The sequence below is a fragment of the Paraburkholderia phymatum genome, assembly GCF_038900715.1.
GTDB lineage: Bacteria > Pseudomonadota > Gammaproteobacteria > Burkholderiales > Burkholderiaceae > Paraburkholderia > Paraburkholderia phymatum_A.
On sequence record NZ_JAYMRZ010000021.1, the window covers coordinates 66,430 to 89,844 of the forward strand.

The 23,415-nt window shown below is 64.7% G+C and carries 24 protein-coding genes, 1 pseudogene and 1 riboswitch; of the genes and pseudogenes, 23 read left to right on the top strand and 2 right to left on the bottom strand.

The window, feature by feature from the left end; all coding sequences use genetic code 11:
* Nucleotides 1–26: 26 nt before the first annotated feature.
* Both VSR68_RS31170 and thpR read left to right on the top strand, forming a co-directional pair.
* Complete coding sequence (locus VSR68_RS31170; protein WP_342943485.1) at nucleotides 27–1,493, top strand: glutamate synthase subunit beta; 1,467 nt, start codon at nucleotides 27–29, stop codon at nucleotides 1,491–1,493.
* Between the two features lie 438 nt (nucleotides 1,494–1,931).
* Nucleotides 1,932–2,564 (top strand): RNA 2',3'-cyclic phosphodiesterase, encoded by a 633-nt coding sequence (gene thpR, locus VSR68_RS31175; protein WP_342943486.1) that lies wholly within the window; start codon nucleotides 1,932–1,934, stop codon nucleotides 2,562–2,564.
* A gap of 162 nt (nucleotides 2,565–2,726) precedes the next feature.
* Here the strand turns inward: thpR and VSR68_RS31180 are convergent.
* Both VSR68_RS31180 and VSR68_RS31185 read right to left on the bottom strand, forming a co-directional pair.
* Nucleotides 2,727–3,105, bottom strand: a pseudogene (locus VSR68_RS31180) (SDR family oxidoreductase).
* A complete protein-coding gene (locus VSR68_RS31185) occupies nucleotides 3,102–4,835 on the bottom strand; it encodes an ABC transporter ATP-binding protein/permease (protein WP_342943487.1) in 1,734 nt (577 codons plus the stop codon). The pseudogene VSR68_RS31180 and the gene VSR68_RS31185 overlap by 4 nt, the downstream one beginning before the upstream one ends.
* 320 nt (nucleotides 4,836–5,155) lie before the next feature.
* Nucleotides 5,156–5,266: riboswitch (TPP riboswitch) on the top strand.
* 222 nt (nucleotides 5,267–5,488) lie between these two features.
* Between VSR68_RS31185 and VSR68_RS31190 the strand changes: the two genes are divergently transcribed.
* From VSR68_RS31190 to hisA, 21 genes are all read left to right on the top strand, one after another.
* Entirely contained in the window at nucleotides 5,489–6,649 is a 1,161-nt protein-coding gene (locus tag VSR68_RS31190) for an FAD-dependent oxidoreductase (RefSeq protein ID WP_342943488.1), read from the top strand.
* 9 nt (nucleotides 6,650–6,658) lie between these two features.
* Entirely contained in the window at nucleotides 6,659–6,856 is a 198-nt protein-coding gene (gene thiS, locus VSR68_RS31195; RefSeq protein ID WP_342937040.1) for a sulfur carrier protein ThiS, read from the top strand.
* Nucleotides 6,857–7,096: 240 nt separating this feature from the next.
* Nucleotides 7,097–7,933 carry a thiazole synthase gene (locus tag VSR68_RS31200; protein ID WP_342943489.1) on the top strand — a complete coding sequence of 279 codons (837 nt, stop codon included), beginning with the start codon at nucleotides 7,097–7,099 and terminating at the stop codon, nucleotides 7,931–7,933.
* Nucleotides 7,930–9,027 (top strand): thiamine phosphate synthase, encoded by a 1,098-nt coding sequence (thiE, locus tag VSR68_RS31205; protein WP_342943490.1) that lies wholly within the window; start codon nucleotides 7,930–7,932, stop codon nucleotides 9,025–9,027. The genes VSR68_RS31200 and thiE overlap by 4 nt, the downstream gene beginning before the upstream one ends.
* Before the next feature lie 109 nt (nucleotides 9,028–9,136).
* Nucleotides 9,137–9,958: an ABC transporter ATP-binding protein gene (locus tag VSR68_RS31210; protein WP_342937043.1), complete on the top strand. Its 822-nt coding sequence runs from the start codon at nucleotides 9,137–9,139 to the stop codon at nucleotides 9,956–9,958.
* Nucleotides 9,955–10,722, top strand: coding sequence for a lipid asymmetry maintenance ABC transporter permease subunit MlaE (mlaE, locus tag VSR68_RS31215; protein WP_342943491.1), 768 nt, complete (start codon nucleotides 9,955–9,957; stop codon nucleotides 10,720–10,722). Before VSR68_RS31210 ends, mlaE begins: the two co-directional genes overlap by 4 nt.
* A 108-nt stretch (nucleotides 10,723–10,830) precedes the next feature.
* On the top strand, nucleotides 10,831–11,385 hold the full coding sequence (gene mlaD, locus VSR68_RS31220) for an outer membrane lipid asymmetry maintenance protein MlaD (protein WP_342943492.1): 555 nt from the start codon (nucleotides 10,831–10,833) through the stop codon (nucleotides 11,383–11,385).
* Between the two features lie 12 nt (nucleotides 11,386–11,397).
* The gene (locus VSR68_RS31225; RefSeq protein ID WP_342943493.1) at nucleotides 11,398–12,375 is read left to right on the top strand and encodes a VacJ family lipoprotein; all 978 of its coding nucleotides are present in this window, start codon (nucleotides 11,398–11,400) and stop codon (nucleotides 12,373–12,375) included.
* 138 nt (nucleotides 12,376–12,513) lie between these two features.
* Entirely contained in the window at nucleotides 12,514–13,146 is a 633-nt protein-coding gene (locus tag VSR68_RS31230) for an ABC transporter substrate-binding protein (RefSeq protein WP_342943494.1), read from the top strand.
* Nucleotides 13,143–13,463, top strand: a complete 321-nt coding sequence (locus VSR68_RS31235; protein ID WP_342943495.1) for an STAS domain-containing protein — start codon at nucleotides 13,143–13,145, stop codon at nucleotides 13,461–13,463. The genes VSR68_RS31230 and VSR68_RS31235 overlap by 4 nt, the downstream gene beginning before the upstream one ends.
* 281 nt (nucleotides 13,464–13,744) lie before the next feature.
* Nucleotides 13,745–14,671 carry an ABC transporter ATP-binding protein gene (locus VSR68_RS31240; protein WP_342943496.1) on the top strand — a complete coding sequence of 309 codons (927 nt, stop codon included), beginning with the start codon at nucleotides 13,745–13,747 and terminating at the stop codon, nucleotides 14,669–14,671.
* Nucleotides 14,668–15,423 carry an ABC transporter permease gene (locus tag VSR68_RS31245; protein ID WP_342943497.1) on the top strand — a complete coding sequence of 252 codons (756 nt, stop codon included), beginning with the start codon at nucleotides 14,668–14,670 and terminating at the stop codon, nucleotides 15,421–15,423. The genes VSR68_RS31240 and VSR68_RS31245 overlap by 4 nt, the downstream gene beginning before the upstream one ends.
* Before the next feature lie 11 nt (nucleotides 15,424–15,434).
* Nucleotides 15,435–15,674 carry a BolA family protein gene (locus tag VSR68_RS31250; protein ID WP_087736373.1) on the top strand — a complete coding sequence of 80 codons (240 nt, stop codon included), beginning with the start codon at nucleotides 15,435–15,437 and terminating at the stop codon, nucleotides 15,672–15,674.
* A 235-nt stretch (nucleotides 15,675–15,909) separates the two neighbouring features.
* Entirely contained in the window at nucleotides 15,910–17,172 is a 1,263-nt protein-coding gene (murA, locus tag VSR68_RS31255; RefSeq protein ID WP_342943498.1) for a UDP-N-acetylglucosamine 1-carboxyvinyltransferase, read from the top strand.
* Nucleotides 17,169–17,867 carry an ATP phosphoribosyltransferase gene (gene hisG, locus VSR68_RS31260; protein WP_342943499.1) on the top strand — a complete coding sequence of 233 codons (699 nt, stop codon included), beginning with the start codon at nucleotides 17,169–17,171 and terminating at the stop codon, nucleotides 17,865–17,867. Before murA ends, hisG begins: the two co-directional genes overlap by 4 nt.
* A gap of 54 nt (nucleotides 17,868–17,921) precedes the next feature.
* Nucleotides 17,922–19,244: a histidinol dehydrogenase gene (hisD, locus tag VSR68_RS31265; RefSeq protein ID WP_342943500.1), complete on the top strand. Its 1,323-nt coding sequence runs from the start codon at nucleotides 17,922–17,924 to the stop codon at nucleotides 19,242–19,244.
* Nucleotides 19,245–19,408: 164 nt separating this feature from the next.
* Entirely contained in the window at nucleotides 19,409–20,479 is a 1,071-nt protein-coding gene (hisC, locus tag VSR68_RS31270) for a histidinol-phosphate transaminase (protein WP_342943501.1), read from the top strand.
* Between the two features lie 56 nt (nucleotides 20,480–20,535).
* Nucleotides 20,536–21,123, top strand: a complete 588-nt coding sequence (gene hisB / locus VSR68_RS31275) for an imidazoleglycerol-phosphate dehydratase HisB (protein ID WP_087736369.1) — start codon at nucleotides 20,536–20,538, stop codon at nucleotides 21,121–21,123.
* Between the two features lie 43 nt (nucleotides 21,124–21,166).
* The gene (locus VSR68_RS31280; protein ID WP_152764661.1) at nucleotides 21,167–21,787 is read left to right on the top strand and encodes a MarC family protein; all 621 of its coding nucleotides are present in this window, start codon (nucleotides 21,167–21,169) and stop codon (nucleotides 21,785–21,787) included.
* Entirely contained in the window at nucleotides 21,784–22,425 is a 642-nt protein-coding gene (hisH, locus tag VSR68_RS31285) for an imidazole glycerol phosphate synthase subunit HisH (protein WP_342943502.1), read from the top strand. Before VSR68_RS31280 ends, hisH begins: the two co-directional genes overlap by 4 nt.
* Nucleotides 22,426–22,623: 198 nt before the next feature.
* Nucleotides 22,624–23,376: a 1-(5-phosphoribosyl)-5-[(5-phosphoribosylamino)methylideneamino]imidazole-4-carboxamide isomerase gene (gene hisA / locus VSR68_RS31290; protein ID WP_342943503.1), complete on the top strand. Its 753-nt coding sequence runs from the start codon at nucleotides 22,624–22,626 to the stop codon at nucleotides 23,374–23,376.
* The last annotated feature ends 39 nt before the right edge of the window (nucleotides 23,377–23,415 follow it).

Below are 23,415 nucleotides of genomic sequence, written 5' to 3' on the forward strand. Positions count from 1 at the left end.
CGATTCAGATAGACATAGAGAACCACATGGGCAAGGCAACCGGTTTTCTCGAGTTCGAACGCCGCCACGAGGCGTACGAAGCACCCCTCACGCGCGTGAAGCATTACAAGGAATTCGTCTCGGCGCTGACCGACGACGAAGCGAAGATTCAAGGCGCCCGTTGCATGGACTGCGGCATCCCGTTCTGCAACAACGGCTGCCCGGTGAACAACATCATCCCGGACTTCAACGATCTGGTGTTCCGCCAGGACTGGAAGAACGCGATCGAAGTCCTGCACTCGACGAACAACTTCCCCGAATTCACGGGCCGCATCTGCCCGGCGCCGTGTGAAGCGGCGTGTACGCTCGGCATCAACGACGACCCGGTCGGCATCAAGTCGATCGAGCACGCGATCATCGACAAGGCGTGGACCGAAGGCTGGGTCGCACCGCAGCCGCCGAAGCACAAGACGGGCAAGAAGATCGCGATCGTCGGTTCGGGCCCGGCGGGTCTCGCCGCCGCGCAGCAACTCGCGCGCGCCGGTCATGACGTGACGGTGTTCGAAAAGAACGACCGCATCGGCGGCCTGCTGCGTTACGGCATCCCCGATTTCAAGCTGGAGAAGTGGCTGATCGACCGCCGCATGCGCCAGATGGAAGCCGAAGGCGTGACGTTCCGCGCGAACGTGTTCGTCGGCAAGGACGCGATTCCGGCGCACATCGCCAACACGGCGAAGGAAACGATCACGCCAGACCAGTTGAAGGAACAGTTCGACGCGGTGATCCTGACGGGCGGCTCCGAAACGCCGCGCGATCTGCCCGTGCCGGGCCGCGAACTCGCGGGCATCCACTACGCGATGGAGTTCCTGCCGCAGCAGAACAAGATCAACGCGGGCGACAAGGTGGCCGATCAACTGCTCGCGAAGGGCAAGCATGTCGTCGTGATCGGCGGCGGCGATACGGGTTCCGACTGCGTCGGCACGTCGAACCGTCATGGCGCGAAGGGCGTCACGCAGTTCGAGCTGCTGCCGCAACCGCCGGAAGAGGAAAACAAGCCGCTCGTGTGGCCGTACTGGCCGGTGAAGCTGCGCACGTCGTCGTCGCATGAGGAAGGCTGCGAGCGCGACTGGGCTGTCGCGACGAAGCGCTTCGAGGGCAAGAACGGCAAGGTCGAGAAGCTGATCGCGGCGCGCGTCGAGTGGAAGGACGGCAAGATGCAGGAAGTGCCGGGCTCCGAGTTCGAAATGAAGGCCGATCTCGTGCTGCTCGCGATGGGCTTCACGCAGCCGGTTTCGCCCGTGCTGGAGGCGTTCGGCGTGGACAAGGATGCGCGCGGCAACGTGCGCGCGTCGACGGAAGGCGACAAGGCCTATTACACGTCCGTCGACAAGGTGTTCACGGCAGGCGATATGCGCCGTGGCCAGTCGCTCGTCGTGTGGGCGATCCGCGAAGGCCGCCAGTGCGCGCGTTCCGTCGATGCGTACCTGATGGGGCACTCGGAGCTGCCGCGTTAAGTGTCGCGTTCGGGCGTGGCCGCGCGGCATGCATCGCGCGGCTCGCTGTTCCCAATGCGCTATGCGTGGGACGGGAGTACGTGCTCTGCACGGGGGCTGGAGTCAGTGCTAAAGCACTAACTCCGGCCGACCGCTCTGCGTGGGACCGGAGTAAGCGCTAAAGCGCCAACTCCGGCCGACAGCTAAAGCGCCAACTCCGGTCGACCGCTCTGCATGGGACCGGAGTCAGTGCTAAAGCACTAACTCCAGCCGACAGCTAAAGCGCCAACTCCGGTCGACAGAGGACAGAGTAAGGGGAGACAGACGCGGACGCATTAAACCGTACCGCACAGCAGTCGAAGCAGGACAAAAACCGGGCGCTCGCAAGAGCGACCCGGTTTTTTCTTTGCATCAGGCGATAATGTGTCGATGAGCGGGAAAGCGTACGGAGACAGAACGATGCAACGCACCGATCCGCAGCCTGATCCAGAAGAAAGCGCAGACGCGGCATTCGACAATGCGTCCGCGAACGGCGCGCCGGCCGGGCAGGACACGCAGCAAGACTATCAGCGCTGCTTCATCGCGCTCGTGCCCGATGCCGCGACGCGCGATGCGCTCACGTCGATCGCCGTTCCATCGACGGCGCGCCGCGTGCCTTACGAACAACTGCATCTGACCGTGACGTTCATCGGCGTGCTGCCGCACGAGAAAAGCGCGGCGCTGATCGACGCACTGACGCGCGAGACGGTGCCGCTGCAACTCACCCCCGTCACGAAGATCGAGCATTGGCCGCGCGCATCGCATCCGCGTCTGACGGTCGCGACGCTCGCGATGTCCGATGAGTTCGTCGCACTGGACTGGCGCGTGCGCTCGTCGATGATCGCGCTCGGCTTGCCCGTCGATGCCCGCACTTTCCGGCCACATGTGACGCTCGCGCGATATCGGCACGACGCAGCGGCCGTCGGTCCCGCAACCGAGTTGCAAGGCGAACTGATGGCGCAGTTCGATTCGCTGACGCTGTATTCGAGCACATTGGCCCGCAACGGCGCGCGCTATCGGTCGCTGGCGAGCGTGCCTGTCGTCTACGCGTGAAGTGCGGCGCGGGCCGCGACGCAATCCGTTCGAGCGCCGTCACGCGCGTGTCGAAGCGAAAGCACACGCCGTTCGCGACTTTGCGCGGAAAACGCATCGACGGGCGTAGAGGGTGCGTTTCGAGACGAACGAACAAGCAGGCGTTCCCACGCGGCACTTCGATCAGCCGAGCGTCAGCCCGCCGTCGATATGAATCACTTGTCCAGTGATATGACGCGGCTCGTCGGAGAGCAGAAATGCGATCAGCGCGGCGATGTCGGCGGCTCGGCGATCTTCCCGAGCGGCGTTACTTCGGCCGCGCGTGCTCACGCGGCCGCATTGTTCGCGCTCGGCCCGCGCCGTAGACCGTCGAGCACGTTGCGCCGCTCGATGCGCAGGTGGCCGCGACCTGCTCCAGCCGTTCGCGAGATGCCGCGTCCGCGCCGCGCGCATGCGGCATCAGCGCGACACGCGGCGCGGCAATCCGCCGGGCGAGCGCGGCGCCGATCCCGGCGCCCGCGCCAGTGACGAGCATCACGCGATCGAACGGCGCGTCGCTCATGCGGCCACGCGCTCGACGGCGCGCTCGACGAACAGCGTCTGATCGTGGAACGATTCGAGCGTCTTGCGATGCGCGACGCTGACGATCGCCGCATTCGGCAGACGCTCGATCAGCGCGTTGTAGATGATGCTTTCGTTGTCCGGATCGAGCGCGCTCGTCGCTTCGTCGAGGAACAGGAAATCGGGCTTTTGCAGCAACGCGCGCGCTGCGGCGAGGCGCTGCTGCTCACCCGGCGACAGCGACCGCTCCCAATGCGCCGCTTCGCCGAGACGGTCCGCGAACTCCGCCAGGCGGCAGACGGTGAGCACTTCGCGGCACGCTTCATCGGAGAACGCGGACGCCTCCGACGGATAGCAGAGCGCGGCCTTCAGCGTGCCGATGGGCAGGTAGCTTCGCTGCGGAACGAAGAGCAGCTTCGCGCCGGCGGGCATCTCGATCGTGCCTTCGCCGAACGGCCACAAGCCCGCGAGCGTGCGCATCAGCGTGCTCTTGCCCGCGCCCGACGGACCGCGCACGAGCCAGCGCGACTTCGGCGCGATGCGGAACGAGCCGATGTTCGCCATTGCTTCGCCGTTCGGGCGCTGAAGGCCCAGGTTCGTCACGTCGAGCGAATCGGTGTCGGTGAGGTGAATGTTGATGCCGCCGTGCGCGGTGCCTTCGACCACCGATTCATGCAGATGCTGCGAGCGCATCACGCGATTGAATTCCCGCAGACGGTTGACCGTGGCGCGCCATTCGGCGAGCGAATCGTAATTGTTGATGAACCACGAAAACGAATCGCTGACCGTGCCGAACGCGCCCGTCAGCTGCTGATAGACACCGAACGAGATGCTCTTCGAAAAATACTTCGGCGCGGCCGCGATATACGGAAAGACGATGGCCAGTTGCGAGTAGCTGATCACGACGATGTTGAAGCGCCGCGTGAAGCGCATGATCAGACGCCAGTTGTCGCGGATATGACCGAACACGCCCTTGAGCGCGCGCTCTTCCGACGGCTCGCCCTGGTACAGCGCGATCTGGTCGGCGTTCTCGCGGATGCGGATCAGCGAGAAACGGAAATCTGCCTCGACGCGCTGCTGCTGGTAGTTGATCGACACGAGCGGGTGGTTCACCTTGTGCGTGACCCACGAGCCGAGCGCCGCGTAGATCAGCGCGACCCACACCATGTAGCCGGGGATCGACATCTGCGTGCCGAGGAGGTTGAACGACAGCGCGCCCGACAGGTTCCACAGGATCACGATGAACGAGAACAGCGTGACGGTGGTCGACAGCAGGCCCAGCGACAGATTCAGCGTCGTGCTGGCGAGCCCTTGCAGGTCGGCGGACACACGCTGGTCGGGGTTGTCGGCGAGGCTGTCGCGTTCGATCCGGTAGTACGCGCGGTCGCCGAGCCATTCGTTCAGATAGCGGTTCGTGAGCCATTGCCGCCAGCGGAATTCGAGCATCTGGCGGAAGTACGTGCGGTACGAGCCGAGCAGGATCAACGCGAGCGCGATGACGGTGAACTGCAGCAGCGAATACTTGAAGACGGGGTAGTTGTATTGCTGGATCGCGTCGAAGAACGTGCGCTGCCAGGTGTTGAACCAGACGTTGGCCGCGACCATCGTCATGTTCATCGCAATGACGAGCGCGAGGAGTCCCCACGCTTTCCATTTGTCCTCGGAGACCCAGTAGGGCTTGATGAGACCCCACGCGGTGATGTCCGCGGAGCTGGTCGAGTTGTTGGCCATATGCGTCCTTTCAAACGGTCGTCGCGAGTGGCGGCGCGGTGCCTTCGAAATGCGGTTTTGTGTCGCGCTTCGTCGCGGTGCGGCTCGGGCTGCGATTGTCCCGGCAGCGGCTTAATCTGAACTTAAGCAGACGATGCGCAGCGCCGCGAGTTCACCGCCCGTAGCCGGGCAGCGGCCTGACAGCGGGGCGTGACTCCGTCCGCATTGACGCGTGCCATTGTGCCAGACGCGGCGAATACCACGACAAATCGAAAATAAGCCCCGGCCGATTGCGTTCCTTCCGGGTTTGCGGCGCGCGCGGCTTTTATGGTCTAATGGTCCGGACGAAACAGGGGTGCTTCGTGCGCAAGCAGTCGTTGCAGCGAGGCTGAGAGAGACCCTTCGCACCCGATCCGGGTAATACCGGCGCGGGAAGTTTTCGGGAAGTTTTTCCTGGAAGTTCTCCTTCCGCTGGGCGGCGTTCCCGTTCAACCGTGAACGCCCATGCCCGGCCGGCCTCGCCCGCCGGTTTCGTCCTTGGGTACGTGCGCACGTCTGCCGTACGGAAAGGATTCGATGACCGCTCATTCTTCAGTTATTTGCTTCGTTGGCCCGGCTTCCGCCGGTTGCTTCGTCATGCGTGCGCCGTTTGCGGCGCGCCGGGGAGCCGCGCGATGACGATCTCTGCTCAACCGGATTTCGCCGTGATCGGCGGCGGGCTGTGCGGGCGTCTCGTCGCCTGGCAGCTTGCGGGCGACGGGTATCGCGTCGCGCTGTACGAGCGCGGCGATGCGTCGGGCTCGCAGGCGGCCGCGTGGGTCGCTGCGGCCATGCTCGCGCCGCTCGCCGAGGCGGCCAGCGCCGAACTGCTGATTACGCGGCTGGGCGCGGCGTCGCTGGAAACGTGGCCGACGCTGCTCGACCAGTTGCCCGAGCGCGTGTTTTTCCAGCGCACCGGCTCGCTGATCGTCTGGCATCACAGCGATCGCGCCGAAGCGCCGCTGTTCGAGCGCCGCCTGCGCGCGAATGCGCCCGCCGAACTGCTCGACGGCGGCCTCGTGGCGCTGGCGGGCGCCCAGATCGGCGCGGCCGAACCGGCGCTCGGCGGCCGTTTCAACCAGGGCTGGCTGTTGCCGCACGAGGGACAGCTCGACAACCGTCAACTGCTGGCTGCGCTCGCGGCGGGCCTCGCGGCGCGCGGCGTCGAGACGCACTGGAACACGACCGTTAACGACAACGCGCTACCGGCCGCGCGCATCACGATCGATTGCCGCGGGCTCGGCGCGAAGCCGGTCATGCCGACGCTGCGCGGCATTCGCGGCGAGGTCGCGCGCGTGCGCGCGCCCGGCATCGGCCTGACGCGCCCGGTGCGGCTGCTGCATCCGCGCTATCCGCTCTATATCGCGCCGAAGGAGAACGATCTGTACGTGATCGGCGCGACGGAAGTGGAGGGCGAGGACATGTCGCCCGTCAGCGTGCGCTCGGCGCTCGAATTGCTGAGCGCGGCGTTCTCGGTCCACCCCGCTTTCGGCGAGGCGCGCATTCTCGAACTGAATTCGCAGTGCCGGCCGACGCTGCCCGACCATCGTCCCGCCCTGATGTGGGACGGCGCGCGCACGCTGCGCGTGAACGGGCTGTACCGGCACGGATACATGATCGTCCCCGAAGTCGCAGGCGAAGCGGTGCGCTTTGCATCGGCGCTGCTGGATGGCCGCGTCGCCGATGAAGACGCTTTCGCCGACTGGCGCAGCAACGCGCGTTGGAGCGAGCTGTTCCAGCTGGATCGCGGGCAGGTCCATGGCGATGCCCAGCCGGCCGCCTCTCTCAACGTTTGAACGAAAGACATGGATATCCAGATCAACCAGAAGCCGCTGTCGCTGCCCGAGGGCGCGACGGTCGCCGATGCGCTCAACGCTTTCGGCGCGCGGCCGCCGTTCGCCGTCGCGCTGAACGGCAATTTCGTCGCGCGCGCGCAGCATGCCGCGCGCGCCTTGCAGGCAGGCGACAAGCTCGACGTCGTGCACCCCGTCGCGGGCGGCTGACGACGGGCGAGACGCCGCCCTGCCTGCCGCAAGTGGCATGAGCAGGTGGCACAGCCAGGTGCCACGAGCAGGTGACACAGGCAGGTGACACAGGCAGGTGACACAGGCAGGTGACACAGGCAGGTGACACAGGCAGGTGACACAGGCAGGTGGCACAGGCAGATGCCACAGGCAGATGCCACAGGCAGGTGCCACAAGCAGGCGAGACACAAGCAGCTGACACAAGCCAAGGACACACGCATGAACTCACACGCGAACCCATCCGCGCTGGCCCCCGCCGACGCGCTCACGCTGTACGGCGAAACCTTCCAGAGCCGCGTGCTGCTGGGCACATCACGCTATCCGTCGCTGCAGTCGCTGTCGGATTCGATCGCGGCGGCGAAACCGGGCATGGTGACGATCGCGCTGCGCCGGCAGATGAGCGAGGGCGGCGCGGAAGCCGGTTTCTTCGATCTGATCAAGCGCCACGGCGTGCCGCTGCTGCCGAACACGGCGGGATGCCAGACGGTCGGCGAGGCGGTCACGACGGCGCACATGGCGCGCGAGATCTTCGAGACCGACTGGATCAAGCTCGAGCTGATCGGCGATGACTACACGCTGCAGCCCGATCCCGTCGGCCTGATCGAAGCGGCCGCGCAACTGGTCAAGGATGGCTTCAAGGTGCTGCCGTATTGCACCGAAGACCTCGTGATCGGCAGGCGCCTGCTCGATGCCGGCTGCGACGCGCTGATGCCGTGGGGCGCGCCCATCGGCACCGGGAAAGGCGTGCTGAATCCGTATGGCTTGCGCGTGCTGCGCGAGCGTCTGCCCGGCGTGCCGCTGATCGTCGACGCGGGGCTCGGCGTGCCGTCGCATGCGAGCCAGGTGATGGAGTGGGGCTTCGACGGCGTGCTGCTGAACACGGCAGTGTCGCAGGCGACGCACCCCGAGACCATGGCGCGCGCGTTCGCGCTGGGCGTCGAAGCGGGCCGCGAGGCTTATCTGGCCGGCCCGATGGCCGAACGTGAAACCGCCCATGCGAGCACGCCCGTCGTCGGCATGCCGTTCTGGCACCAGGATGGGAGCGCCGCAGCATGACCGAAACCCTGAAACTCGGGGGCCGCGACCTGTTCTGGCCGCCCGCCGACGAACTCACGGAAGCGGTCGAGCGCATCCGCGCGCGTCTCGGCGACTGGCCCCCGACGCACGTCAACTGGCGCATCTGCCTGACGGCGCCCGATGACGCGAACGGCGGCGATCTGATCGTCGTCGCCGATCTGCAGCAGCACGGCGAGCAGATCGCGCGCTGGATGACGCAGGGTGCGGGCGTGATCGAAGCGGCCGCGGGCCGCGCGGTGCTGCACCTGGGCGGCGTGCGCTATCAGCTCGAAGGCCATCTGGCCGAAGACTGGATTCCCGCGCTCGCGGCGTTTCTCGATTGCGGCTTCGATCCGCATGATGCGCTGGTGCTCGCGCTCGCATGGCGCGACGGCGATGAGACCCAATCCGACGATGCATGGCCGTGCGATCTGTCGCGCTTTCCGCGCGTCGCCGGTTTGCCCGACGCGCCCGCGCAACCGTTCGCCGCGTGCCCGGACGCGCTCGGCCTCTATTCCGTGCTGCCGACGGCGGAGTGGGTCGAACGCGTAACCGGCTTCGGCGTGAAGACGGTGCAGTTGCGCCGCAAGACGGCCGAACCCGACGAGCTGAAAAAGGAAATCGCGCGCTCTGTCGCGGCGGGCCGCGAGCACGACGCACAAGTGTTCATCAACGATCACTGGCAGGCCGCCATCGACGCGGGCGCTTACGGCGTGCACCTCGGCCAGGAAGACGTGCACACGGCCGACCTGCACGCGCTCGCGGCAGCGGGCGTGCGCCTCGGCCTCTCGACGCACGGCTACTACGAGATGTTGGCGGCGCTGCATTTCCGTCCGAGCTACATCGCGCTTGGCGCCGTGTTCCCGACCACGACGAAGGCGATGCCGACGGCGCCGCAAGGTCTCGCAAGGCTCGCGCGCTACGTGAAATTGCTGGATCGCGTCGTGCCGCTCGTCGCGATCGGCGGCATCAGCGGCGATGTGCTGCCGCAAGTGCTCTCGACGGGCGTGAAAAGCGCGGCCGTGGTGCGCGCTGTGACGGAAGCCGCCGATCCCGCTGCCGCGGTTGCATCATTGCAGCAGGCCTTCGCGTAGTCCAAAGGTTGGGAGAAGGGTTCGAAAGGTTAAATCGTGGCGCCGTCAAGGCAGGGTTTGCACGAAGGCCCTATAATTCGGCCTTCCGTGTAAAAGGACTGACCGTTACGTGCCATCCTCTTCCGAGACCCTTCTCGAGCTGCGCGACGTCGACTTCGGCTATGGCGAGCGCCTCGTCCTGTCAAACCTGAATCTGCGCTTCAAACGCGGCCAGGTGGTCGCGGTCATGGGCGGATCGGGGTGCGGAAAGACCACCGTGCTGCGGCTGATCGGCGGCCTCGTGCGCGCGAAGCGCGGCCAGGTGCTGTTCCACGGACAGGACCTCGGCGCGCAGACGCGCGACGGCCTGTACGCGCTGCGCCGCAAGATGGGCATGCTGTTCCAGTTCGGCGCGCTGTTCACCGACATGTCGGTGTTCGAGAACGTCGCCTTCGCGCTGCGCGAGCACACCGATCTCCCCGAAGAACTGATCCGCGACCTCGTGCTGATGAAGCTGAACGCGGTCGGCCTGCGCGGCGCGCGCGATCTCGCGCCATCGGAGATTTCGGGCGGCATGGCGCGCCGCGTCGCGCTTGCCCGCGCAATCGCGCTCGATCCCGAACTGATGATGTACGACGAGCCGTTTGCCGGTCTGGACCCCATCTCGCTCGGCGTCACCGCGAATCTGATCCGCGCGCTGAATCAGGCGCTCGGCGCCACGTCCATCCTCGTCACGCACGACGTTCCCGAATCGTTCGCGATTGCCGATTACGTCTACTTCCTCGCGAATGGCGGCGTTCTCGCCGAAGGCACCCCCGCAGAACTGCGCGAGTCGACCGATCCCACCGTGCGCCAGTTCATCGACGGCGCGCCCGACGGTCCGTTCAAGTTTCACTACCCGAGCAGCACGCCGCTCGCAGCGGATTTCGGCATTGGCGGAGGCCGCGCATGATCAGCACCATCGGTCGTACCGTCCTCTGCGGACTCGGTCAGACGGGTTATGCAACTCGCATGTTCGTGCGCCTCGTGCTGGAATTTTTCCCGCTGCTGCGCCGTCCGCGTCTTGTCACGAAGCAGATCCACTTCGTCGGCAATTATTCGCTGGTGATCATCGCAGTGTCGGGGCTGTTCGTGGGCTTCGTGCTTGGGCTGCAGGGCTATTACACGCTCAACCGCTATGGTTCCGAGCAGGCGCTCGGCTTGCTCGTCGCGCTGTCGCTCGTGCGCGAACTCGGGCCCGTCGTGACGGCGCTGCTGTTTGCGGGGCGTGCGGGCACGTCGCTGACGGCTGAAATCGGCCTGATGAAGGCGGGCGAGCAACTGACGGCAATGGAAATGATGGCCGTCGATCCGCTCAAGGTGGTCGTCGCGCCGCGCTTGTGGGCGGGCATCATCGCGATGCCGGTGCTCGCGGCGATCTTTAGCGCCGTCGGCGTGCTGGGCGGCTACATCGTGGGCGTGCTGATGATCGGCGTCGATGCGGGCTCGTTCTGGTCGCAGATGCAAAGCGGCGTCGATGCATATCGCGACGTCGGCAACGGCGTGATCAAGAGCATCGTGTTCGGCTTCGCGGTGACGTTCATCGCCCTCTACCAGGGCTACGAAGCGAAAGCCACGCCGGAAGGCGTGTCGCGCGCGACGACGAAGACGGTCGTCTATGCGTCGCTCGCGGTGCTCGGTCTCGATTTCCTGCTGACCGCTCTGATGTTCAGCTAGGCGGTATTCAGCCAAGACTTTGCGCGGTGTGAACCGCGATGCGGCGCGCAGATCGAACGGCGCCGCACGGGTGTCACGCCGCTGCGACAGATTCTCTTTGGGATGACGATGAAAAAAACTGCTCTCGATTTCTGGGTCGGTCTGTTCGTGGTGCTGGGGTTCATCGCGCTGCTGTTCCTCGCGCTGAAGGCCGGCAACATGAGCTCGCTGTCGTTTCAGGCGACGTATCCCGTCAAGCTGAAATTCGACAATATCGGCGGACTCAAGCCGCGCGCGCCCGTCAAGAGCGCGGGCGTGACGGTGGGCCGCGTGGCGTCGATCGGCTTCGACACCAACTCATATCAGGCGGTCGTGACGCTCGATATCGACAAGCAATATCAGTTTCCGAAGGACACGTCCGCGAAGATTCTGACGGCGGGCTTGCTGGGTGAGCAATACATCGGTCTCGAGCCGGGAGGCGACAGCGAAATGCTGAAAGCCGGCGACACGATCACGATGACCCAGTCGGCCATCGTCCTGGAGAATCTGATCGGGCAGTTCCTCTATAGCAAGGCGGCGGATTCGGGGGCCGCCAAACCCGGTGCGTCTGCTGCGGCGCCCGCGCCCGGAGCGCCGGCTCCCGCGGCTCCGGCTGCGGCTGCTTCGAGCGCGTCCGGTCAATAAGGAGAACAAGAAATGACGACGACACGCCGACGTGTCGCGGCGCTCACGCTCGCCGCGACGATGCTCGCAGGTTGTGCAACCGTTCAGAATCCGACGAAGGAAGATCCGCTCGAAGGTTTCAACCGCACGATCTTCACCTTCAACGACACGGTCGACCAGTACGCCGTGAAGCCCGTCGCGAAGGGCTACGTGTTCGTGACGCCGCAGCCGGTGCGCGATAGCGTGACGAACTTCTTCTCGAACATCGGCGACGTGTACATCGCCGCGAACAACCTGTTGCAGCTGAAGATCGCCGATGGCGTGTCGGACATCATGCGGATCGTGATCAACACGGTCTTTGGTGTCGGCGGCCTGTTCGACGTCGCGACGATTGCGAAGCTGCCGAAGCACGACAACGACTTCGGCCTGACGCTCGGTCATTACGGCGTGCCGTCGGGACCGTATCTCGTGCTGCCGCTGTTCGGGCCGAGCACGGTGCGTGACGGCGTCGGCATGGTGGGCAACTACTTCATTAATCCGCTGACTTACGTGAAGCCCGACAGCGTGAGCTGGGCGCTCTATGGCCTGAACCTCGTCAACGTGCGCGCGAACCTGCTGGGCGCGAGCGACGTGCTCGAAGGCGCGGCGCTCGACAAATACTCGTTTGTGCGGAATGCGTACCTGCAGCGCCGCCGCTATCTGCTGTCGGATGGGAGCGCGGCGACGGGCCTGCCGGACTACGGCAACGAAGCGCCGCCGCCGAAGTACGAAGACGTCGATGGCGGCGCAGCGGCGGCAGCGCCGGCGGCTGGCGCCGCGCCGGGCGCGGGAGCGGCCGCGAAGCCCGCTGCGCCCGCGTCCGCGCCGCAAGCGGCTTCGGGCGCGACGGCAGGCGGCGCCGAACCGGCCTCGGGCGCGCAGCCGACGTCTCCCGAGGTGCCGCCGACCGTCCCCGGCGGCCAGATCGTGCCGCCCGCGCATTTCGGCTATCCGTCGCTGAAATTGCGCTAATGTCAGACAATTGAGAGTCGCCCGTTGGGCTACCGTAACACTCGGATACGACTCTCGCAGTTTGCACGTGGATTGCGGCTGAACTCGCGTGGTATCGTCGCCTCCAAGGTTAAGCTTATTTTTTTGGCAGGACTGGAAATGAAAAAATTCTTCTTCTTTATCCCGTTTTTTGCAGCTCTTTTTGCGTTCGGCGGCGCAGCGTCCGCACAAGCTGTCGATACGAGCAATCCCGACGTGATGGTCAAGACGGTCACGCAGCAGGTGATCGACGCAGTGCGCGCCGACAAGACGATCCAGACCGGGAACATCTCTGCCGTCACGAAGCTCGTGAACGAAAAGATCCTCCCGTACACCGACTTCCGCCGCACGACGCAGCTGGCGATGGGCCGCAACTGGCGCACCGCGACGCCGGAGCAGCAGAACGCCGTCGTCGAGCAGTTCAAGACGCTGCTGATCCGCACTTACTCGGGCGCGCTCGCGCAGGTGAAGGACCAGGAGATCCAGTACAAGCCGTTCCGCGCGAGCCCGGAAGACACCGACGTCGTCGTGCGCTCGGTCGTGATGAACAACGGTTCGCCCGTCGAGCTCGACTACCGTCTGTACAAGACGGCGCAAGGCTGGCGCGTGTATGACCTGAACGTGCTCGGCGCATGGCTGATCCAGGCGTACCAGCAGCAGTTCAACGAGCAGATCCAGAAGAACGGCGTCGACGGTCTGATCCAGTTCCTCACGGCACGCAACCAGCAACTGGCGAACGGCAAACAGTCGTGAACAACTTTTCGACCGCGCCGGTGACGACGTCGTCGGCCAATACGTCGGCCAATACGTTCGAAACAGGCGCCACGCTGACCCACGCGAGCGCGAAAGCCGCGCTCGCGGCGGGTCTTGCGCGCATCGGCGGCGGCGCGACGGCTGTCGATTGCGCGCCGCTCACGCAGTTCGATTCGTCGGCGCTCGCCGTGCTGCTCGCATGGCAGCGCGCGGCGACCGCCCGCGGCACGCCGCTTTCCATCGTCAACCTGCCTGCGGGACTGTCCAGTCTCGCGCAAGCCTACGGCGTCGACACTCTGCTATCGGCACGACATTGACGCTCGCGCGTCGGCGAGCATCGCGCAGCGTTTCACCGTTCGCGCCGGCTCGCGTTCTCCTCCAGGGCAAGCCGGCACTTGCGACTTTTGCCCTATAATCAAACGTTTTTTGGCGCCTGGCCGTTTCAGTTTGCAATGCGAAAACGGTTGGCAGCCGGTTCGTAGCGGCTCTCACGGCTGTTCGGGCGGTGGCCGCGCACCGGGCCCCAATTCCGTTTTCCCAGCTTTCGCGCCCTTGGCGGGCGATCTACAGGCGCTGTCGATGTCGACGGCGCACAGTCATGTCAGCGATCGAAATTCGTAACGTCAAGAAGCGCTACAAGGATCTGCAAGCGCTCAAAGGCGTCAGCTTTACCGTCGAGCAAGGCGAGTTCTTCGGGCTGCTCGGTCCGAACGGCGCCGGCAAGACCACGCTCATCAGCATTCTCGCCGGTCTCGCGCGCGCCGATGAAGGCAGCATCGCGGTTCACGGCCACGATGTCGTCGACGATTTCCGCCTCGCGCGCCGCGCGCTTGGCGTCGTGCCGCAGGAACTCGTGTTCGACCCGTTCTTCACCGTCCGCGAGACGCTGCGCCTCCAGTCGGGCTACTTCGGCCTGCGCAACAACGACGACTGGATCGACGAAGTGATGGCCAATCTCGATCTCACCGAAAAAGCCGACGCGAACATGCGTGCGCTTTCGGGCGGGATGAAGCGCCGCGTGCTGGTCGCGCAGGCGCTCGTCCACCGGCCGCCCGTGATCGTGCTCGACGAGCCGACGGCCGGCGTCGACGTCGAACTGCGCCAGACGCTGTGGAAATTCATCTCGCGCCTGAACCGCGAAGGCCACACGATCGTGCTGACCACGCACTATCTGGAAGAAGCCGAATCGCTGTGCGACCGCATCGCGATGCTGCGGCGTGGCGAAGTGGTCGCGCTGGAACGCACGAGCACGCTGCTTCAACGTTTCGCGGGCACGCAGCTTTTCATCCGCTTCGCGCAAGGCGTTCTGCCCGCCGAACTGCGCTCGCTCGAAGTCGATCCGGGCGCCGTCAACGGGCGTCAGCATCTGCTGCGCCTGTCGAGCTATGACGACGTCGAGCGCATCCTCGCGCAATGCCGCGCCGCGGGCTGCACATTCGAGGAAATCGAAGTGCGCAAGGCCGACCTCGAGGACGTATTCCTGCAGGTGATGAACGGACCGGAAATGGTCGAAGGACTGGCATGAGCGGCTTCCGTACCCTGCTTTACAAAGAGCTGCTGCGTTTCTGGAAAGTGTCGTTCCAGACGGTGCTTGCGCCTGTCATCACGGCGCTGCTGTATCTGACGATCTTCGGCCACGCGCTGCGCGATCACGTGCAGGTCTATCCGGGCGTGCTGTACACGAGCTTCCTCGTGCCGGGCCTCGTGATGATGAGCGTGTTGCAGAACGCGTTCGCGAACAGCTCGTCGTCGCTGATTCAATCGAAGATCACGGGTAATCTCGTGTTCGTGCTGCTGCCGCCGCTGTCGCACTGGGAGATGTACGCCGCCTACGTGCTCGCGGCCGTCGTGCGCGGGATGTGCGTCGGCTTCGGCGTGTTCATCGTGACGATCTGGTTCATTCCCATGAGCTTCACGGCGCCGCTCTATATCGTCGCATTCGCGGTGCTCGGTTCGGCGATTCTCGGCACGCTCGGTCTGATCGCCGGAATCTGGGCGGAGAAGTTCGATCAGCTCGCCGCGTTCCAGAACTTTTTGATCATGCCGCTCACTTTCCTCTCGGGCGTGTTCTACTCGACGCATACGCTGCCGCCTGTGTGGCGCGAAATCTCAAGGCTGAATCCGTTTTTCTACATGATCGACGGCTTTCGCTACGGCTTCTTCGGCATGTCGGATATCGATCCGCTGTGGAGCCTCGCGATCGTCGGCGGTTTCTTCGTCGTGCTGGCCGTGCTGGCAATGCGTATGCTCGCGTCCGGCTATAAGCTGCGTCACTGACAGGAGCACTCATGCTACCCACTCCCGAACAGGTCAAGAACTACATCGCGGCTGCCCTTCCTTGCGAGCATCTCGAAGTCGAAGGCGACGGCCAGCATTTCTTCGCGACCATCGTGTCGCCGAACTTCGAAGGCAAGCGACTGATTCAACGGCATCAACTCGTGTATGCGGCGCTCGGCGACCGCATGCGCGAAGAAATTCACGCGCTCAGCATGAAAACGCTGACGCCTGCCGAATGGCAAAGCGCCTGACCAGGCGTGTAGCCGAGGGCGAAAAAAACAGGCTGTCTGTCGGGGGGCAGCGCTCAACAACCCGGCTGCAAGAAAGAGCGGAACAACAAGCTGCACAATAAGCTTCGGATGTAGCACCCAATCAGTTGGAACATTAGTGCGAATTACAAATGAGAGTCGCGACGCCGCGTTTGGCGCCGCAGCAACCGCCCATAAGACGCCCGTTGGCGGACGGGCAGATCAGGAACAAACAGGCATGGACAAACTCGTGATTGAAGGCGGGCAGAAGCTCGCCGGTGAGATCGTCGTTTCGGGTGCAAAGAACGCGGCGCTGCCGATTCTCTGCGCTGGCTTGTTGAGCGCGGAGCCGGTTCACCTCGACAACGTGCCCGATCTGCAGGACGTGCGCACGACGCTGAAGCTGCTCGGCCAGATGGGCGTGCGCGCGGAAAGCGGCGACGGCAAGGTGTCGCTCGATGCGTCGAAGGTGGACAACCTCGTCGCGCCGTACGAACTCGTGAAGACGATGCGCGCGTCGATTCTCGTGCTCGGCCCGCTCGTCGCGCGTTTCGGCGAGGCGAAGGTGTCGCTGCCGGGTGGCTGCGCGATCGGCGCGCGTCCCGTCGACCAGCACATCAAGGGCCTGCAGGCAATGGGCGCCGAGATCAATATCGAGCACGGCTTCATCGAAGCGCGCGCGAAGCGTCTGAAGGGCGCACGCATCATCACCGACATGATCACCGTCACAGGCACGGAAAACCTGCTGATGGCAGCCGTCCTCGCGGAAGGCGAAACGGTCATCGAAAACGCGGCGCGCGAGCCGGAAGTCGGCGATCTGGCGAACCTGCTCGTCGCGATGGGCGCGAAGATCGACGGCATCGGCACCGACCGCCTCGTCATTCAGGGCGTCGACAAGCTGCACGGCGCGCGGCACACGGTCGTGCCGGACCGCATCGAAGCGGGCACGTTCCTGTGCGCGGTCGCGGCAGCGGGCGGCGACGTCACGTTGCGCCACGTGCGTCCGCAGATTCTCGAAGCCGTGACGGACAAGCTGCGCGACGCAGGCGTGTCGATCGAAGAGGGCGACGACTGGATGCGCGTGCGCATGAACCAGCGTCCGAAGGCCGTGTCGTTCCGCACGTCCGAGTACCCGGCGTTCCCGACCGACATGCAGGCGCAGTTCATGGCGCTCAACGCGCTGGCGGACGGCACGTCGCAAGTCGTCGAGACGATCTTCGAAAACCGTTTCATGCACGTGCAGGAGCTGAACCGTCTCGGTGCGCACATCACGATCGACGGCAATACGGCGCTCGTCAACGGCGTCGAGAAGCTGTCGGGCGCGAAGGTGATGGCCACCGACCTGCGCGCGTCGGCGAGCCTCGTGATCGCAGGCCTGTGCGCGGACGGCGAAACGCTGATCGACCGCATCTACCACCTCGATCGCGGCTACGACCGGATGGAATCGAAACTCACCGCAGTCGGCGCGAAGGTGCGCCGCATCAAGGGTAGTCAGGCATGAGCGAATTGCCGCAAACGTCGTCGTCGCCAGCAGCGGGCAAGCCGCTGACGCTCGCGTTGTCGAAGGGCCGCATCTTCGAGGAAACGGTGCCGCTGCTCGCGGCAGCGGGCATCGAAGTGACGGAAGACCCTGAAACGTCGCGCAAGCTGATTCTTCCGACCACCGATCCGAACCTGCGCGTCATCATCGTGCGCGCGACGGACGTGCCCACGTATGTCGAATACGGCGCCGCCGATTTCGGCGTCGCGGGCAAGGACGTGCTGATCGAGCACGGCGGCAGCGGCCTTTACCAGCCGATTGATCTGAATATCGCGCGCTGCCGGATGTCGGTGGCCGTGGCGGCCGGCTTCGACTACGCGAACGCGGTGCGCCAGGGCGCGCGCGTGCGCGTCGCCACGAAGTACGTGGAAACCGCGCGCGAGCACTTCGCGGCCAAGGGCGTGCACGTCGATCTGATCAAGCTGTACGGCTCGATGGAGCTCGCGCCGCTGGTGGGCCTCGCCGACGCGATCGTCGACCTGGTCAGCTCGGGCGGCACGCTGCGCGCCAACAATCTAGTCGAGGTCGAAGAGATCATGCAGATCTCGTCGCGCCTCGTCGTGAACCAGGCGGCGTTGAAGCTCAAGCGCGCCGCGCTGGCACCGATCCTCGACGCGTTCGAACGCGCGTCGCAACGCACCGACGCACCGGCCTGACGAAAGCTCTCGATTCGCGGCTCACTCGCGCGCCTTACCGAAACGGATACCAGCATGTCTATCAAGATTCGCAAACTCGATTCCAGCACTGAAGATTTCCAGAAGTCGCTGCATGCGGTGCTCGCGTTCGAAGCGAGCGAAGATGAAGCGATCGAGCGCTCGGTCGCGCAGATCCTGGGCGATGTGAAGGCGCGCGGCGATGCCGCCGTCCTCGAATACACGAACCGTTTCGACCGCCTGAACGCGCGGGATGTCGCCGCGCTCGAACTGCCGATGGCCGAACTGGAAGCGGCGCTGGAAGGGCTCGAGCCGAAGCGCCGCGCGGCGCTCGAAGCGGCGGCGGCGCGCGTGCGCGGCTATCACGAGAAGCAGAAGATCGAATGCGGCAGCCATAGCTGGCAGTACACGGAAGCCGACGGCACCGTGCTCGGCCAGAAAGTGACGCCGCTCGACCGCGCCGGTATCTACGTGCCGGGCGGCAAGGCGGCGTATCCGTCGTCGGTGCTGATGAACGCGATTCCGGCGCGCGTCGCCGGCGTGCGTGAAATCGTCATGGTCGTGCCGACGCCGGACGGCGTGAAGAACCCGCTCGTGCTGGCTGCGGCGCTGCTGGGCGGCGTTGATCGCGTGTTCACGATCGGCGGCGCGCAGGCCGTCGGCGCGCTCGCGTATGGTACGCAGACCATCCCCGCCGTCGACAAGATCTGCGGGCCGGGCAATGCGTATGTCGCGTCGGCGAAGCGCCGCGTGTTCGGCACGGTCGGCATCGACATGATCGCCGGTCCGTCGGAAATCCTCGTGCTGTGCGACGGCACGACCGATCCGCGCTGGGTCGCGATGGACCTGTTCTCGCAGGCCGAGCACGACGAACTCGCGCAATCCATTTTGCTGTGCCCGGACGACGGCTTCATCGCGCGCGTCGAAGAGGCAATCGACGAACTGCTGCCGGCGATGCCGCGCCGCGACGTGATCCAGGCTTCGCTCGAAGGGCGCGGCGCGCTGGTGAAGGTGCGCGACATGGAGCAGGCCTGCGCGATCGCCAACGACATCGCGCCGGAGCACCTCGAAATTTCCGCGCTGGAGCCGCAGCAGTGGGCGCAACAGATTCGCCATGCGGGCGCGATCTTCCTCGGCCGCTATACGAGCGAAAGCCTCGGTGACTACTGCGCGGGGCCCAATCACGTGCTGCCTACGTCTCGTACCGCACGTTTCTCGTCGCCGCTCGGCGTCTATGATTTCTTCAAGCGTTCGAGTCTGATCGAAGTGAGCGCGGACGGCGCGCAGACGCTCGGTGAAATCGCGGCCGAGCTCGCATACGGCGAAGGCCTGCAGGCGCATGCGCGCAGCGCCGAATACCGGATGAAGAACATGGGCTGATCCTGCGGCGAGTTTGCTGCGTCGGACGGGCATCACGCGTGCTCTCTCCGATGCAGACGCCGTTGCGAAAGCAATAGAGAACGACAGAAAACTCAACCCGGGCGGCCGGCGAGCCGCCCCATTTGCGCTATGGCCTGCCGGAGAGGGTGGCCGCGCTCCACGCCATGACGACACCTCAAGACATCATTCGCCGCGATGTGCTCGCGATGACGAGCTATCCTGTTCCCGACGCAACGGGCCTCGTGAAGCTCGACGCGATGGAAAATCCGTTTCCGCTGCCCGAAGCGCTCGCCGCGCAGCTCGGCGAGCATCTGGCGGGCGCCGCGCTGAACCGCTACCCCGCGCCGCGCCCCGAGGCGCTGCTCGACAAGCTCAAGCGCGTGATGAACGTGCCGGCGAACTGCGAGGTGCTGCTCGGCAACGGTTCGGACGAACTGATCAGCATGATTTCCGTCGCGTGCTCGAAGGAGGGCGCGAAGGTGCTCGCGCCTGTGCCGGGCTTCGTGATGTACGCGCTGTCGGCGAAGCTGGCGCATATGGAGTTCGTCGGCGTGCCGCTCAATGCCGATTTCACGCTCGACACGGATGCGATGCTCGCCGCGATCGCCGAGCATCGGCCCGCCGTCATCTATCTCGCGTATCCGAACAACCCGACGGGCACGCTGTACGACGCCGCCGACATGGAGCGCATCATCGTTGCGGCGAACAAGAGCCTCGTCGTGATCGACGAGGCGTATCAGCCGTTCGCCCAGCACAGCTGGATGCCCCGCGCGGGCGAGTTCGACAACGTCGTCGTGATGCGCACGGTGTCGAAGCTCGGGCTTGCAGGCATCCGGCTCGGCTATATGGCGGGCCGCACGGAATGGGTCAACGAGTTCGACAAGGTGCGCCCGCCGTACAACGTCAACGTGCTCACGCAGGCGACGGCCGATTTCCTGCTCGATCACATCGAAGTGCTCGACGCACAGGCCACGCAACTGCGCGACGAACGCGCGAAACTTGCGCAGGCCGTGGCCGCGCTGCCGGGCGCCGAAGTGTTCCCGAGCGCGGGCAATTTCCTGCTCGTGCGCGTGCCGGACGCGTCGGCGACCTTCGAAACCCTGCTCACATCGCGGGTTTTGATCAAAAACGTGAGTAAAATGCATCCATTGCTCGCGAATTGCGTGCGTCTGACGGTCGGTTCGCCGGAAGAAAACGCGCAAATGCTCGCGGCGCTGAAACTCGTGCTGAACTGAACCCGCTTCAGCACTTCTCAACCCCACACTTTCAAAGTCAGATTCGAGGAATTGCCATGCGCCTTGCGGAAGTCGTTCGCAACACCAGCGAAACGCAGATCCGTGTGAAGATCAACCTGGACGGCACCGGTCAGCAGAAGCTGGCCACCGGTGTGCCGTTCCTCGATCACATGCTCGACCAGATTGCCCGTCACGGGCTGATCGATCTGGACATCGAAGCGCATGGCGATACGCATATCGACGACCACCATACCGTCGAAGACGTCGGCATCACGCTGGGCCAGGCCATTGCGAAAGCGGTTGGCGACAGGAAGGGCATTCGCCGCTACGGCCATTCGTACGTGCCGCTGGACGAAGCGCTGTCGCGCGTCGTGATCGACTTTTCCGGCCGTCCGGGCCTCGAATTCCATGTGCCGTTCACGCGCGCGCGCATCGGCACTTTCGACGTCGATCTGTCCATCGAGTTTTTCCGCGGCTTCGTGAATCATGCGGGCGTCACGCTGCATATCGACAACCTGCGCGGGCTGAACGCGCATCACCAGATGGAAACGGTGTTCAAGGCCTTCGGCCGCGCGCTGCGCATGGCCGTCGAACTGGACGAACGCGCGGCGGGGCAGATTCCGTCGACCAAGGGCAGCCTCTGAGCGACAGAACCGGACCGGCCGCGCCGCGCGCGTCCGGCTTGCGATGGATATCCTCAAGTCGTTTATTTCGCTGCTGGCGCTGATCAATCCCGTCGGCGCCATACCGTTCTTTCTGAGCCTGACGTCGCAGCAATCGGCCGCCGAGCAGCGCCGCACGATCCGGATCGCATCGATTTCGGTGTTCTGCGTGATCGCCGTGACGACGCTGCTGGGGCAGCAGATCATCAGCTTCTTCGGCATTTCGGTCGGATCGCTTGAAGTTGGCGGCGGCATCATCATGTTGCTGATGTCGATCAACATGCTGAACGCGCAGATCGGCAACGCCCGCTCGACGCCCGAAGAGCGTCACGAAGCCGAGCTGAAGGACAACGTCGCCGTCGTGCCGCTGGCGATTCCGCTGCTCACGGGGCCGGGCTCGATCAGTACGGTCATTGTCTATTCGGCCAGCTTTCATCATTGGTACGACCGCGTTAGTCTGATCGTCATCGGCGCCGTGATTGCGGCGCTCTGCTTCGGGTCGCTGAGTCTTGCCGAACCGATCGCCCGCTGGGTCGGCCGGACGGGCATCAATATCGGCACGCGGTTGATGGGTTTGATGTTGTCGGCGCTGGCGGTGGAGTTCATCGTCGACGGATTGAAGGCGTTGCTGCCTAACTTGAAATGAAAACTTCGATTGCGATTGTGGATTACGGAATGGGCAACCTGCGCTCGGTCGCGCAGGCGTTGAAGAAAGCTGCGCCGGAAGCGGACGTGGCGATCGTCGACAAGCCCGAAGCCATCCGTTCGGCAGACCGCGTGGTGCTGCCGGGCCAGGGTGCGATGCCCGACTGCATGCGCTCGCTCGGGGAATCCGGTTTGCAGGATGCCGTCGTCGAAGCGTCGCGCACGAAGCCGCTGATGGGCGTGTGCGTCGGCGAGCAGATGCTGTTCGACTGGAGCGCGGAAGGGGACACGAAGGGCCTCGGCCTCCTGCCCGGCAAGGTCGTGCGCTTCGAGCTGGACGGCCAGTTGCAGGACGACGGCTCGCGCTTCAAGGTGCCGCAAATGGGCTGGAACCGAGTCCGTCAGGTCGTGCCGCACCCGTTGTGGGACGGCGTCCCCGACAACGCGTTCTTCTATTTCGTGCACAGCTATTACGTCGTGCCTGAGAATGCGTCGCACACGTCGGGCGAGACGGTGTACGGCGTGCCCTTTACCTCGGCAGTGGCGCGGGATAACATTTTTGCGACCCAATTCCACCCGGAAAAAAGCGCCGACGCGGGTTTGCGCGTGTATCGCAACTTCGTGCACTGGAATCCCTGATCCCTGTCGTCAGCGTCTTGAACCGTCCATGTTTCTCTTCCGGTCCAACTGCTTCGCTCACATGCATATGCATACGCTGCCCGTTGGCAAGCTCACCGAAAGACATGTACTAAACTAGCGGAACGGCCTGGCGTGGGCCACAGCCGGATTTCCCGCCAGCCGAACTTCAACTTTCTTCCCAGATACCACCCGATTGCTATGCTGCTGATCCCCGCCATCGACCTGAAAGACGGTCAGTGTGTACGCCTCAAACAAGGCGATATGGACCAGGCGACGATTTTCCACGAGGAACCGCAGGTGATGGCCCGGCATTGGGTCGACCGTGGCGCGCGGCGCCTGCACCTCGTCGACCTGAATGGCGCGTTTGCCGGCAAGCCGAAGAACGAAGACGCGATCAGAGCGATCATCGAGGAAGTCGGCGGCGAGATTCCCGTGCAGCTGGGCGGCGGCATTCGCGATCTGAACACGATCGAGCGCTATCTGGACGACGGCCTCGAGTACGTGATCATCGGCACGGCGGCGGTGAAGAATCCGGGCTTCCTGCTCGAAGCGTGCACGGCGTTCGGCGGACATATCATCGTCGGCCTCGACGCGAAGGACGGCAAGGTGGCCACCGACGGCTGGAGCAAGCTGACGGGTCACGAAGTGGCCGATCTCGCGCGCAAGTTCGAGGACTACGGCTGCGAATCGATCATCTACACGGACATCGGTCGCGACGGCATGCTCCAGGGCATCAACATCGAAGCGACGGTGCGCCTGGCGCGCGCGGTGAAGATCCCTGTGATCGCGAGCGGCGGCCTGTCGAACATGGGCGATATCGAAGCGCTGTGCGAAGTGGAAGGCGAAGGGATCGAGGGTGTGATCTGCGGCCGCGCGATCTACTCGGGCGACCTCGACTTTTCCGCCGCGCAGACGCGCGCGGACCGTTTGCGCGAATCGGACGACGCCTGAGCGTGGGGCGTTCCGCGCATACGGACGCGCCCGATATGT